Below are 12,833 nucleotides of genomic sequence, written 5' to 3' on the forward strand. Positions count from 1 at the left end.
AAAATTCACCCTTTATATTAAAAATAGTTGATTTCGATATCTTCAATGTGATTTTTTTTGAAGAAATGTTTTGTGTCAAAAATGAAAGCATCTTCTTTCATTGAGTTACGTAATTTTTTAAAATCTAAATGTTTCATTTCCTCTTGAACGCAAAGTACAATCAGCACATCTGCGTCTTTAACTGCTTCGTATGCATCATTTTCTTTAAAAGGGTAAACAGTAGGTACGGCAGGGTCAAAAGCTTTTGTTTCTTTAGCTTTTTTGTGGAATAGCTCTGTAACAAATACAGGAGGGCTTATTCTGTCATCATTTGAGAAGTCTTTCATTGCTAATCCGAAAACTGCAATCTTAGCTTCAGAAAGTGCTTTACCTTTCTCGGTCAGTTTCTGTTCGATTGTCTCAACGATTCTTGTAGGAATTTGGTCATTATAGAATCTAGCTTCTCTAGTAATAGATAAATCATCTAGAATACCAAGTTCTTTTGCTTTCGGTACTAAATAATGAAAAGCGTTTGGTAGGCAATATCCACCGACACCAGGACCTGGTGTTAATAAATTCACTCGTTTATGAGTATTTGCCATTTGAATTAATTCGTGTGAATCAATTCCCATTTTTCTAGCCATCGTTGCATATTGTTGAACCATAGCAATATTCACATCGCGTTGAGCATTCTCTATAACTTTAGACATTTCAACGATTTCAATAGAAGAAGCGATGAATGTATCAGCCTTTGTGACAATCGTTAAAACTTCCTCTGCTTTTTGAGCGCTTTGTTTGTTTACGCCGCCGATAACTAGTGGCATTTCAATAAATTCTTTAAAGGCTTTACCTTCAGCAATTCGTTCTGAAGCATAGGCAAGATAGAAATCTTCTCCAGCTTTAAGGCCTGAACGTTCAAGAATAGGTTTAAAGTATTCATTTGTGAAGCCTGGAACAACTGTACTACGTAAAATTACAAGGTCGCCTTTTTTTAGGCGTTTTGATAGATCGTTAGCAACAGAGTCAATTGCTCTTGTATCAAGGACAGAATCTTTAACTGGGATACCTACTGTAATAATATATGTACTAACGCTTTCTGGTAGGTCTAATAGATTAGAATGTGCTGAATAGCGCTCGTTTCTAATTTCAGTCTTTAAAATTTCTTGGATAGATAAATCATCAAAACCTTCTTTATGATGTGTTAATCCTTGATTAATTTCTTTTACTAAATTTTGATTTACATCTACACCGTAAACTCTAGTATTGTTCATAGAAAAGCTTAGGGATAAAGGTAGACCAACAAATCCTAAACCAATGACAGAAATCTCTTTCAAGAAAATCACTCCTATAATTTTTTATATACATTAAGTATTTTATTTATTTGTTTTTCAAGAGTGTGGCCCTTAGATTTTTCAAAACCTTTAATAGAAAATGAGTTTTTTATACTTGGGCTATTTTGAAGTTCCAAAATTTTTGTAACAAATTCATTTGAATCGTTTAAATCGATTAGAAAACCATCTTGATTGTCTTCAATAATTTCAGGTACACCGCCAACGTTATGTGATAATACGGGAGTTCCTGAAGCAATACTTTCTAATGCTACTAAACCGAAAGCTTCTCTTTTTGTTGGGAAAACAAAGATGTCTGCTGCATTAAACCACAGTGGTACTTCGTTTTTAGGAATAGAAGGATGTAAATACACATTTTCGTATTCCTCATATTTTTGTTGAATACGTTCTTGTTCTTGACCTCCACCAACAATAATGAATCTAATTTCTTTATTGTCTTTTAATTTTTCTACAATATCCTCGAATACATCGATACCTTTATCTTTTATTAATCGCCCTAAATACAGCACATTAAATTTATCTGTTGGAAGGTGAAGCTTAGTTTGTGATTCGTATCTATCTCTAGGTTTAAACAATTCTGTATTTACGCCACAATGAATTGAATGTACTTTGTCCTTGTGTTCTGGGAATCTATTAATGAATTCTTTTTTCATATAATCACTTACTAAAATAATTTCGTCGGCGAATGGGAGTATTTTTCGAAGTAACTTATCTTTTCTTTTACCGCCCTTTAATAAATCGCTACCGTGGAATGTAAAAACTATTTTTTTCTTGAAAATAAGTTTTAGTATCGGGGCAACAAATGCAGTAGGGAAGACATAGTGGAAATGATAAATCTTATTTTTAAAATTAAATGCTGAAAGGACTGTTCTGCTCCATAAAGACAGGTACTTGAAAAGCGCTCTCTTTTTGTTACCTTCAGCTCTATCGTAAGAAACGATTCTATTAATTTTTAAACCCTTTTTTTCTAACTCTTCGGTCTGTTCTTTAACAAATGAACCATACACTGGATCCTGAAGAGAGGGATACATATTTGATATAACTACAATTTTTTTATTCATTTTTTCCTCCAAAAAAAACACTCAATAATAGAGTGTTTTAAAATTTTCATTCTAAACCTTTATTTATTTTGTGTTTGTTCAATTTGTTGTTGAATGAAACCTTTTAAGAAGGAAACGTCAATTGTATATGAATTATCTTTAAACCAAATTGTTGCCTTGTTTTCATTAGAAACGCCTTCTAATTTAAATGAAGTACTCTTTATTGTGTATTTTTTAGTCTTTTGATCATATGTAAAATCAGCATCTTTTAATTCTTCGTTAATAGTTGGCTGAATAGTATTTTCAACAAAAGTTTTTGTTGCGGCTATCGGTTTTTGTACATTATCAACAAAGTTTGGTCCAAAAATACCTAAGAAACCAAGAACTGCTACTACTACAACTATAGTGATAATCGTAGAAAAAATATCAAGTACAAATGGTAAAATAACAAAAATTACTATGCAAATAAGAATTATCACAAGCAAATGGTCCAATATAAAGCTAAGCATCTGCATCACCTCTTTTCTTTAAAGATTATATTTACTTTTTTAATAAATACAAAAAGAGAGGAGAATTTCCTCTCTTTTAGCTTATTTGAAAATTGGTTTGCCCCAAGTGTAGCCTGTTCTTGATTCATTAGATTGGTAATAATATTTGAAGTTTTCGTTTGCTTTAAATTCAAAGGTATATTTACCAGGATTCAGATATGGGATTTTAGTGTTTTTGATAGGATATGTTACTTTAGAAACATTGTAGCTTGAAGGTTTTTCGTGTTTTTTAATAGTGTCTACGTTTGGTAGGAAGAATAGTATTTCATCACAACCATATTGATGCTTCATATCTAATTGAGTATTACTGTAGCAGGTATTAGGAATGTTGTAAGAAACAGTTCCAAGTGCTATAGTTTCTCCTTTAGATCCATTTGTTTTGTTTTTATAAACTTCAAAATCAAATGTTCCACCAGTTGGCATATATCTACCTTTTTCTAGATATAAGGAACCGCCATTAGCTGTAGATGCTGGATAGATTGCTGAATCGAAATCGGGAACAGAATCTTTGTTTTCGTTTAGTGTGAATAATTGTGAGAAGTGATTAGGATTTTTAATATTTGCTTCTGGTGTGTTAACAGAGTATCTTGGGATAGGAGTAGGGAAGAAGCGGTATAACACATAGTGGTAAGCTTGCATTCCGCTTTCTACAGTAGTAGAAGGATAAGTAGGGTAGTGTCCATAACAAGCTTTAATTGGATTGAATCCACCGTTTGTATTAAAGTAGTTGGATAAGCTGTGATTCACGTTTTGACATTGAGTTGCTGCTACACCAGGACGTGGAGGGAAATATGCAGTTGTATTTTCATCACTATTATCAGTATATTTTGGGTTTCCTTCGAAATCTACTTCTGTGCCGTAATGTGGAATATCAGCAGTGATTCGGAATTGTACTAATTGATAAGTATCCTTGTATTGATTTCTAACCCATTCTAGGAAAATACTACGGTCGATATTGAAGTATTGGTTATCATTATGAGGAATGTTATAGTTAAACGTTAGTGTTTTCACTAAAGCATCATCACTAGTTGAAGTTGTGAATTTTGTATCATAGATATTCACCTTGAATTCTTTAGGATAACTTCCGCTTCTGCAATCGGAACCTGAGCAAGTATTAGAAATTGTTTTAAACATCATATTTTCTACTTTTACTTTCACGTTACCAAATTCGTTATTTGAGCTATCGTTTGAAACAATGATGTCAACAGCAGCATTAGGGTTTCTTACAGTTACATTGTAAGTATCACTGTTATCTGATGGATCTTCATCGTCATCAAATCCTCCTGTGACTTCAGCGATATAAGGTACCTTGCCTTCATAATTTTTAACGACAGGTGTTTTTACAGTATCGCTTCTAGTAGCACATTCGCCTACATCAAGTGAAGAGATGGTTCTAATATCTTTAGGGGAATTAAATCCTGTTTCAATTCGCACGTTTTCTGCCTTAACATTGCTGTAATTACATACACGGTATGTCATAACAACATTTTGGTTGGAATGTGGGTAAACCGGATCGGAACCAATGATTTTGATGGAACCGTTAATAACTCTTTTGATAATCTTGAAGTCGCGATAAGAAATATTGTTAGACCAGTTATTTTCATCTCTTGGGTTTGTTTTATCTTTATTCACTTCAACATTGTAAGTTGTATTAGTGTCCCTAGAAACTTTTTTCGCTGTTTCTGTGATTGTATCGGAATAACAATCTCTTTCTTGTAGTGTTTTGTTAATAGTTTTGCTTTTCATTGTACTACCGGCTTCACCATAATGGATTACTGGGTTTTTTACAGGTAATTGACCTAGATTACATACTTTATAGTGGACATCGTATTTTTCTTCTGCCATCACTTGATCAGGATTTATACTAGTAATCTCTACAGATAAATCTCTAGTTTCTTGTAAAAATGCTTTATAAGGTGGTAAGTAGTATGATGCGTACCACCATTTACCCTTAGGGTAGCTAGCAGAAGGGCCTTTATAGTATTGAACTGAAAAAATACCAGCTGAATATGCATTCGGGAATTGAATTACGTTTGCATAATATTGTAGATTTGTACCAGTCATATTATGACCAAGAGCTGTATTATTTTGTGTGAAATATCCTCGTTTACCTAATACACAACCATCTACGCTTCCACAAGCTTGTAAATACATTCTATCAACTGCTCTATCTAACTCTTCAGGTCTATTACGTACCTTGCCTATACTAGGGTCATAATAGTCAGGTTGTAGATTACCTGGTGCTATTGGTTTAGGTACATCGTTATCAGGATTAGTATTAATGTCATTTAAAAGTTGCTGGTTTTCCCAAGGTTGCCATACAAACGGCTTAATACCTATATAGTTATATTCAGGTTTTGTATCTGGATATAACGGGTTAGGGAGAAGGGCACCTTTTTCTGTATAACCTAAGAAATTTGGTTGACCATCTTGCCAATCTTGAGAGTCAGTTCTATCTGAAGAAACAGAGTTTGGACCACCGTAAACAATTAAACACTTGTTTAAAGCATAATCTTTCTGAATCGTAAGAGTTCTATTTTCTCTGGCAATGTATTTCTCATACGGTACATTGATTAAATTTAAATATTCACGAAATCCTGAATCTGTATCAACTTCGTTTATTCTTGATCCACTTGGATTACAATCGAAAAAATCTAAATGATTTGATGCGGCTTTAACTTCATCATAGGTTGGAGTTAAAGAGAAACTGGCAAGTATGCCTAATGTAGCAGATACAGTCAATAAAACTTTATGCTTAAACAAAACAATCACCTCCTTTTAGAATAGAAGTATACACCGCCCGCAGAAATAACAATAATTAGAATCAAAACATAATAAACAGGGTTTTCATACCAATGAATTTCTAATTTGTCGATTAATTTCTGCACGTCTACATACAATTTCTCTTTATCTGTGTGTGGTACATACTTTGTGAATTCCTTGTCTTGAATTTGCCCAGATAATTCTTTTTTTTCTACGTTAGTTAACTTAATAGCTTTTTCATTGTTTATGTAATCTAATGCGAGGCTTAAATTATCTGCGATTGTTGGACCATATTCATCGGATACGCTAATTTTAGAACCTGGAGTCGATTTAATGAATTGAATTAATAATTGTTCTTGTCCCTGTAAATTATTTAGCTTATCGTAAGAAGCAGCTAAATAGGCAGTTGCTTCTGCTAATGGGTTTGATTTATTATTTTTAACCTTATTTGAAATTGAGTCAGGAACTTTAATAAAATCGATGTAGGGTTTATTAGTATCTTTATACTTAAAATATCTAATGATATAATGTCCGTCATACTTTTCCTTTTCTAAAATTAGGGATTCATATTTAAACTTAGTTGTTAATGATTTTGTTTCTTTCTTTTCTATATTTTCTGCTGCTAGAACAGTATAACTCGACTGTAGAAGAAGAGAAGAAGCAGCTAATAAAACAAATAACTTACGCACGTTGATCACCTCTTTTAAGTGAATTCGAATTATCTATATAAAATATATGGACTAATAGAGTATTTTCAAGCAAAAAACTCTTTTTATATTAACTCTTTTAAAACAGTTGTATTTTTAATTTTGATGTTTTGGTGAGAGATTAACTTATTTTGGATTTCTTGCTGTGGCATAGAACTATAGACCGTAATTGGGATTCCTAATTTATTGAGTTGCTTTAAAAGTAGTAACTCGTCCTTTGAACCATCATATACCTCTACTGCAATTTCTATAGGATTGCTTTTTAAACATTCCTCATATATATAGTTAATAGTTTTCTTTGTAAGGACAATTCTTTGTGGATCTCGTAAAAGGCCACTTTTATAGAGTTTTTTTCTTTTCTGTTCCTTTAATTGTGTATAAAAATGTTGGCTTTTATTTTTAAGATCGAAAGTAATATACCTTAACATTAAAGGTTCAACAGTAAAATCTGATTTAAAGAAGGAACAAAAAGTATAGTGAAAAAACATACTATTAGACAACAGTAATAATTTTGGTTTCATATGTGTGCCCCTTTCTATATGGAGGTGGTTAATTGTTAGCTTATGCAATGGCTATTGTAGCTTTCGTTATTCAAATTTTTGTTTCGAGTATGTTTGCAAAATGGATAAAACCATTAAAAGAGAAGGATATCAAGATAAAAGAGCAAATGGATTCGCATTTAAGCGAATATGAAAAAGAGAGTAATATAGAACCAATTGGTATTTTCAGACTTAGAATGTTAGGCTTATTTGCTAAAATGGAAGATGAGAATAAAAAGGAAGAAATTCGTGAAAAAATGAAAGATGTAGTTAAAGAGCAAGAGGGAAAGCCGATGAGGTTACTATCATTACATTTTCTTTCTGTGTTGTCGTCTGTGCTCTTTATTTATTTCTTAATCTTTTTCTTTAATAGCGAACCTATATTTTGGTTAGGAATTATAGTGAACATACTAGTAATGTTTTTTTGGATTTCAAGAAAAAGATGGTTCTTTTCATTAATTTTCGGATTAGTGGGTTTCTATCTATATCCTAAAATGAGTGGACATCTTGTTTTTTACATTGGATTAAATATGGTTAAATTTATAATTCAATATTCAAAAGGAATAAAAAATAAGAAGAGTGAGTAATCACTCTTCTTATTTTTTTGATAAATATTCTTCCAATATCGAACAGTATTCATCTAATTGCTCGCGTTCTTCATCAACAACTTGGTTTCGTTTTCTTATTTCAAAGAACAAATCAGCGAACTCCCTGATTGATAATACTCTGCTGCTAGGGGAAGGAGGCTCTATTTCTCCTGATGCTAACACTTCGAAATCTAATTGTTTAGCTAACCGGATAAAATCCTCTACAGGACCATCTATTTCTACAATTCGTAAATTGCAATACATATGTTCTAAATAATAGTAGACATATTCTCTTTGCGCTAGTAAAACTCTCATATTAAATTACACCTCCTAAAACTATTAAAACTTTAGAAGCTAAATATTATTTTCCTTTAATTATTTGTTCTGTTGAATTTATCATAACGAAAAAAATAAAATGAATACGAAATTCTTAAATAAAGTGTTTGAAAGGGATGATGATGTGAAAAATTCGTTTCTGAGAGGAACGTATATGCTCACCGCAGCAGCATTTATCGTTAAAATATTTGGTTTTATTTATGTAATTCCATTTGTAGCGATGGTGGGTGAACAAAAATACATATTATTCGAGTACGCCTATAAGCCATATATAATTTTATTATCAGTGGCTACTTTAGGGATACCAAACGCGGTGTCGAAATTCGTATCTAAATACAGAGAAAAAGGTGATTTTCACGTCATTAAAGCCTTGTTGCATTCAGGGACAGTAATTGTAACTATAATGGGGGCTTTATCTTTTCTTGCTCTTTACTTAGGGGCTGATGTTGTCGCTTCTTGGTTGATTGATCCAAATGATAAAACAGGGAACTCCTTAGAAGATGTTTCTTATGTAATTCGAATGATAAGTTATGCTTTAATTATTGTACCTCTTCTAGCAATGACAAGAGGATTCATTCAAGGTTATCAATCAATGGGTCCTACTGCAATTTCTCAGATAATAGAACAAATTGTTCGTATCGTAATTATTTTGCTAGGAACATATTTAATTGTAAATGTTTTTAATGGGACTGCGGTTCAAGCTGTAGGTTTAGCCACATTTTCAGCATTTATTTCTGCCCTTGTAGCATTGTTGATTGTTTTCTGGTATTTAATGAAGCGGGATTACAAATTGAAAGGTGTAAAAGGAGAAGTTTCTTATCTTAGTTTGTATAAAGAATTAGTGATATATGCGATACCTTTTGTTTTTGTAGGCCTTTCAATTCCGCTATTTCAAAGTATAGATACTTTTATGATCAATAATGTATTAATGACCAAAGGGTATCATTTGGGTGAAGCAGAAACTATTAATGCGCTTGTATCATTAATACAAAAAATTGTAGTAATTCCTGTCGCATTAGCTACCGCTTTTAGTGTTTCGTTGGTTGCATACATAACTAAATCATATCAGGGAAATAGAACAGATGAGGTTAGGGAACATATAAACCAAGCCTTGAAAGTATTAATGTACTTTGTCCTACCTTCAGTTGCTGGTATGTTAATTTTAGCCCGTCCGATTTTTACAGCTGTATATGGAACGACTCACATAAATGATGGTGGACAACTTATGGCGTGGTATGCAGCGAGTGCATTCTTTTACTCAATGTTTTCAGTTACTTCTGCAATTTTACAAGGGATGGATCAACAAAAATGGGTTGTTTATAGCTTAATTGCCGGTATTGTTGTTAAAATTGTAACAAACTATCCTTTAATTCTTGTACTTAATGGAGAGGGAACGGCGATTTCTACTTATGTTGGATTTGCAATTGCAATAGCAATTCAGATGTATTTCATTCAAAAAATCGGGAAATATAAGTGGTCTGAAAATATTAATGCGGTATTAAGTATTATTAAACAAACTATTGTTATAGCATTAGCTTTACTTCCGTTAGGTTTCGCGTCATTTTATTATGATTCATATATAGCTCAAGCAAGTCTATTAATTATAGGTTTATGTATCGCGGGAATGATATATTTAAGTCTTTCGTACAGAAACGAGACTTTGTTTGAAGTCATTCCTAAAGTAAAAGTAGATAACTTATTAAAAAAAATTAAAGTAAAATAAAGAAATAAATGAAGCATCGGAAGATTATCCGATGCTTCATTTATTTCATTGTATTGTTTACAAGCGCTAAACCAAAGTTTACGTAGTCTGGTTTAATAATGTCAGTAATATAAAATTTATCTTCTTGATAATAGAAATCGATAATTGCACCATTTTCATACATTGAATGTTTTCCGTAAGGAACTTGAGTGTTTTTAAAGGAAATTAAATGTGGAGGTATTCCTAGATTACGCATCTTTAAAGGCAATTGTTCATTTAAAAATACTTTACGGCCATCCTCGTATGATTTTAGAAAGCTTGGTCTTGAAATATCATTAATTGCATCCTTAGCGGGATTGACAGCTCTGCGTTCAAATACGTTTAATCTTTTTATATCGAGATAAATAATCTTATTCGGCTCTTCAGCTCTTATTCGGAATAGAACGTTTTGTTCTGCATAATAGTAGGTATTTTCTTTTTTTCTTATTCGGGATATTAAGCGAGTTGTTGCTCCTAAAAAGATTCCTTGATGAAGTCCTATTTCAATAGACTTTTTTATTGTTTCTTCAGTTAAGTAAATTTCAAATTTTGTATTATTAAATTCGAAATCTTGGATTTGTTTCATAAAATCGCACCTACTTCTCTCTGTAATAGTAGATTCATTATATTAGGTCAAAATTAAGAAGAAAATAGATGAAGGGGAAAATAGATAAGAACATTTTTGGATTATTTACAGAGTCTTAGTTTGTACTTTTGAAGTTGAACTTGCATTTTATATAGTTCTAAGTATAACCAAGGGATAAAGAGGGGGAGATAATTATGGACTACTTTTTTGAAGATCGCTTCTACTTTCTTGAAAAATCTCAGTATTTTCATAAGAAAACAAGTTTCAAAAAAATAACCCCAGAAGGGTGTTCTGAATCAACTGTGGACGAGGAAGTAATCTATAATACTTATACCTTTTATTATCAAGAAAACTCTAATCAGGCTGTTGCGGAGATACTAATTCCTATTCGGTCCCCTTTAGAGAATGTAAAATGGAAATATACTCAGTTAAATGGAACAACAAAAAAACCGGTATATCAATCAAAAAATGGAGAAATACTTAATATGCCTGTATGGTTTCGTTTACTTATTATAGAAGTGTTGAACATTTATGAACAAACCGTGATATTATTTAGGTGTTTTGCGCCAGAAAAAAAACAAAACTGAAATAAATTTTCAGTTTTGTTTTTCTTTTAATAACATCATATATTTTTGTAATCGGAAAACGTCATTCATTATTTCATTTTTAAAAATAGAAATATATGCTTCAGTTTCTTCTTTTAATTCTTTATTTAAAATTAATTGCAAGCGGAATTGTAATAAACGGTCAATTTTTATAAGTTCTTTTACTACTTTTTCTTCATATACTACGGAAATATTCATTGTGATTCCCCTCTCAATTGTGTATAGAAATTATAAGTAATAGAATGGTCAAATGGAAAGGGGAGGGAGGGACAAAAGTATTTTTGGCATAAAAAAAAGGGTTAACCCCTTTTTTAGATCAGTCTAAAACATTTCTTTGTATAAAATAGGTATTTTAGAGAACGATTTAAATAATGCTTGTTACTTTCACCATATTCCAAAACGAACAGAAGTCTTTTTTTATCTTTTTTAGAAATCAAATTACCGGACCAATAACTAATTAAAGCTAAACGTAAAACTTCTAAATAATAATATGGATAGATTACTGAAGAAAATTTTAAATGATAAGAATCATATTTTTCTCCAGTGTAACCTATAATTTCACACTCTAAATGAATTGTATTGTTATTTATTTTTACCTTATTAAATTTAGTTTTAACGGGTTCTCCAGCTAATGAGACCTGTTCTTTCTGGGATTTTAATGATTCTTTAAAGCATTCATCTATAAATAGGGAAAGTTCATTACTAATAACGGGCATAGAATAAACACCACCAGTTTGTTTTATTAGATTAGACGATAAAAAATATATAAAATCAAGAGTAGACTAAAGATAGTTAATAAGGAAATCCAAACATATGGGATTGATAGATAATTTATGAAATCACTAAATAAACTAGTGTTCTCTAGACTAGAAACTGTTTTACCTTTTAAACTCTTCATTGTCCCTTCGTTTATGTTTGAATTTATATTTTTTTGTGAGGAAGTAAAAGAGTTTTTGATTATTTCGGCTTCAGTAGTAAGTGATTCTTTATTATCGAAATGATAAAATTCAAATTCAATTAAGGTACCATTTATATTTCTCCAAAAAACAGTTGTATTAATTTCTCCAAATTGAGATGAGGTTTGTTTTAATTTAAGTTCTATGGATCCATTAGATGGATTTATTTTATATGATTCTATTTTTCTACCTAACTCAGTAGAAACAGGATTCAACTCTCTAGTGATATTCTGCCTTTTTTCAGGAGTTGTTTTCACATAATTAATGATTTTTTGATGTATCTGATATTTTTTGTTATCAGGTTTTAAATGTCTAATATACATTTGTGAAGAACCGTCACGTTTTATAAAGATTGCGGGTGAGCTTTTACGTTCTTCTGGTGATAGATTTCTTTTCATTTCCTCCGAAAAAATAGTCCAATCATTTGAAAAAGAAATGTTGTATTTTAATTCTTTGTTGTAATAAGTGGGATTTTCTTCTGCCTTGATTGTATCTTGGATCGAGTAAATTCCTACAAATAAAAACAAAGATAAAAAGAGTTTCTTCATTTAAACCCCTCCTTTATTCAGAAGTCTTATATGTATTTGGTTATTAAAAGTAAAGGAAATGAGTAAAGAAAAAAGCTCCCTAACTTAATTAATTAGGCAGCTTAATTTCTAAACTTATTTTTTGTGGTGAAATCAATTTTAGTTTCTAACGATTTTATTTTCCATACATCTTTTCCGGTTGCTACAAAAACAAATTCTTGTATTGTGTTAAAGCTTTCATATTTGTCGTTGTTGTCTACACCGGAAATAGTAATAGATGCTGTAACTGAAATTCTATCCTTCGTAATTGTGTTAAACGAAATTTCATTAACTTTGTAGGAGTGATTATAGTTTTGAAAAGTATCTCTAAGTTCATTATATAAACTGTAGTACTGTTCGCTATCTCTATCTATTTGTTTCATAGTTCCGTCAATATTTTCTAAAAGTAAATTTTCGTAATAGGCTTCAATTTCAGTTCTAACAAGATTCTTTGCTTTTTCAGTGTCAAAAGAGCAAGCAGAGAGTAATAGACAGCAACTTGTTATAAAAACTATTAATGTTTTTTTCATT

At 31.2% G+C, this 12,833-nt stretch carries 15 protein-coding genes; 3 read left to right on the forward strand and 12 right to left on the reverse strand.

The features are described 5' to 3' along the window. Positions 1-17: 17 nt before the first annotated feature. The 6 genes from VF726_RS16285 to VF726_RS16310 all read right to left on the reverse strand — a co-directional run bounded on the left by VF726_RS16285 (position 18) and on the right by VF726_RS16310 (position 6,907). Complete coding sequence (locus VF726_RS16285; protein ID WP_440170073.1) at positions 18-1,313, reverse strand: nucleotide sugar dehydrogenase; 1,296 nt, start codon at positions 1,311-1,313, stop codon at positions 18-20. An 11-nt stretch (positions 1,314-1,324) separates the two neighbouring features. Further along, entirely contained in the window at positions 1,325-2,389 is a 1,065-nt protein-coding gene (locus tag VF726_RS16290) for a glycosyltransferase family 4 protein (protein ID WP_440170075.1), read from the reverse strand. A gap of 59 nt (positions 2,390-2,448) precedes the next feature. Continuing rightward, a complete protein-coding gene (locus VF726_RS16295; protein WP_440170077.1) occupies positions 2,449-2,883 on the reverse strand; it encodes a hypothetical protein in 435 nt (144 codons plus the stop codon). 75 nt (positions 2,884-2,958) lie between these two features. Next, positions 2,959-5,679, reverse strand: coding sequence for a hypothetical protein (locus VF726_RS16300; RefSeq protein ID WP_440170080.1), 2,721 nt, complete (start codon positions 5,677-5,679; stop codon positions 2,959-2,961). Positions 5,680-5,684: 5 nt separating this feature from the next. Continuing rightward, positions 5,685-6,368, reverse strand: coding sequence for a hypothetical protein (locus tag VF726_RS16305; RefSeq protein ID WP_440170082.1), 684 nt, complete (start codon positions 6,366-6,368; stop codon positions 5,685-5,687). A gap of 83 nt (positions 6,369-6,451) precedes the next feature. Further along, entirely contained in the window at positions 6,452-6,907 is a 456-nt protein-coding gene (locus VF726_RS16310; protein WP_440170084.1) for a hypothetical protein, read from the reverse strand. Between the two features lie 32 nt (positions 6,908-6,939). Between VF726_RS16310 and VF726_RS16315 the strand changes: the two genes are divergently transcribed. Further along, the gene (locus VF726_RS16315; RefSeq protein WP_440170087.1) at positions 6,940-7,512 is read left to right on the forward strand and encodes a hypothetical protein; all 573 of its coding nucleotides are present in this window, start codon (positions 6,940-6,942) and stop codon (positions 7,510-7,512) included. A gap of 9 nt (positions 7,513-7,521) precedes the next feature. Here the strand turns inward: VF726_RS16315 and VF726_RS16320 are convergent, their stop codons facing one another. Then, entirely contained in the window at positions 7,522-7,827 is a 306-nt protein-coding gene (locus VF726_RS16320; RefSeq protein WP_440170089.1) for a hypothetical protein, read from the reverse strand. A gap of 100 nt (positions 7,828-7,927) precedes the next feature. On the opposite strand from VF726_RS16320, the gene VF726_RS16325 reads away from it, so the two are divergent. Continuing rightward, positions 7,928-9,571, forward strand: coding sequence for a putative polysaccharide biosynthesis protein (locus tag VF726_RS16325; protein WP_440170091.1), 1,644 nt, complete (start codon positions 7,928-7,930; stop codon positions 9,569-9,571). 40 nt (positions 9,572-9,611) lie between these two features. Here the strand turns inward: VF726_RS16325 and VF726_RS16330 are convergent, their stop codons facing one another. Then, positions 9,612-10,175: a hypothetical protein gene (locus VF726_RS16330; protein ID WP_440170094.1), complete on the reverse strand. Its 564-nt coding sequence runs from the start codon at positions 10,173-10,175 to the stop codon at positions 9,612-9,614. Positions 10,176-10,369: 194 nt separating this feature from the next. On the opposite strand from VF726_RS16330, the gene VF726_RS16335 reads away from it, so the two are divergent. Continuing rightward, positions 10,370-10,762: a hypothetical protein gene (locus VF726_RS16335; RefSeq protein WP_440170096.1), complete on the forward strand. Its 393-nt coding sequence runs from the start codon at positions 10,370-10,372 to the stop codon at positions 10,760-10,762. A gap of 9 nt (positions 10,763-10,771) precedes the next feature. On the opposite strand, the gene VF726_RS16340 is transcribed toward VF726_RS16335, so the two are convergent. The 4 genes from VF726_RS16340 to VF726_RS16355 form a co-directional block, all read right to left on the reverse strand. Beyond that, complete coding sequence (locus tag VF726_RS16340) at positions 10,772-10,978, reverse strand: hypothetical protein (RefSeq protein ID WP_088362783.1); 207 nt, start codon at positions 10,976-10,978, stop codon at positions 10,772-10,774. 113 nt (positions 10,979-11,091) lie between these two features. Beyond that, a complete protein-coding gene (locus VF726_RS16345; RefSeq protein WP_440170099.1) occupies positions 11,092-11,496 on the reverse strand; it encodes a hypothetical protein in 405 nt (134 codons plus the stop codon). Between the two features lie 26 nt (positions 11,497-11,522). Beyond that, positions 11,523-12,284, reverse strand: a complete 762-nt coding sequence (locus tag VF726_RS16350) for a hypothetical protein (RefSeq protein ID WP_440170102.1) — start codon at positions 12,282-12,284, stop codon at positions 11,523-11,525. A 101-nt stretch (positions 12,285-12,385) separates the two neighbouring features. Then, positions 12,386-12,832: a hypothetical protein gene (locus VF726_RS16355; RefSeq protein WP_440170104.1), complete on the reverse strand. Its 447-nt coding sequence runs from the start codon at positions 12,830-12,832 to the stop codon at positions 12,386-12,388. Position 12,833 lies beyond the last annotated feature (1 nt).

Source organism: Bacillus sp. Brlt_9 (assembly GCF_051948935.1).
Taxonomy (GTDB): domain Bacteria; phylum Bacillota; class Bacilli; order Bacillales; family Bacillaceae_G; genus Bacillus_A.

Excerpts from the sequence above, each read along its gene's own strand:
- VF726_RS16295 (WP_440170077.1), bottom strand. The coding sequence starts at position 2,883 with ATGCAGATGCTTAGCTTTATATTGGACCATTTGCTTGTGATAATTCTT.
- VF726_RS16290 (WP_440170075.1), bottom strand. The coding sequence starts at position 2,389 with ATGAATAAAAAAATTGTAGTTATATCAAATATGTATCCCTCTCTTCAG.
- VF726_RS16335 (WP_440170096.1), top strand. The coding sequence starts at position 10,370 with ATGGACTACTTTTTTGAAGATCGCTTCTACTTTCTTGAAAAATCTCAG.
- VF726_RS16340 (WP_088362783.1), bottom strand. The coding sequence starts at position 10,978 with ATGAATATTTCCGTAGTATATGAAGAAAAAGTAGTAAAAGAACTTATA.
- VF726_RS16330 (WP_440170094.1), bottom strand. The coding sequence starts at position 10,175 with ATGAAACAAATCCAAGATTTCGAATTTAATAATACAAAATTTGAAATT.
- VF726_RS16310 (WP_440170084.1), bottom strand. The coding sequence starts at position 6,907 with ATGAAACCAAAATTATTACTGTTGTCTAATAGTATGTTTTTTCACTAT.
- VF726_RS16320 (WP_440170089.1), bottom strand. The coding sequence starts at position 7,827 with ATGAGAGTTTTACTAGCGCAAAGAGAATATGTCTACTATTATTTAGAA.
- VF726_RS16355 (WP_440170104.1), bottom strand. The coding sequence starts at position 12,832 with ATGAAAAAAACATTAATAGTTTTTATAACAAGTTGCTGTCTATTACTC.
- VF726_RS16350 (WP_440170102.1), bottom strand. The coding sequence starts at position 12,284 with ATGAAGAAACTCTTTTTATCTTTGTTTTTATTTGTAGGAATTTACTCG.
- VF726_RS16325 (WP_440170091.1), top strand. The coding sequence starts at position 7,928 with ATGAATACGAAATTCTTAAATAAAGTGTTTGAAAGGGATGATGATGTG.
- VF726_RS16345 (WP_440170099.1), bottom strand. The coding sequence starts at position 11,496 with ATGCCCGTTATTAGTAATGAACTTTCCCTATTTATAGATGAATGCTTT.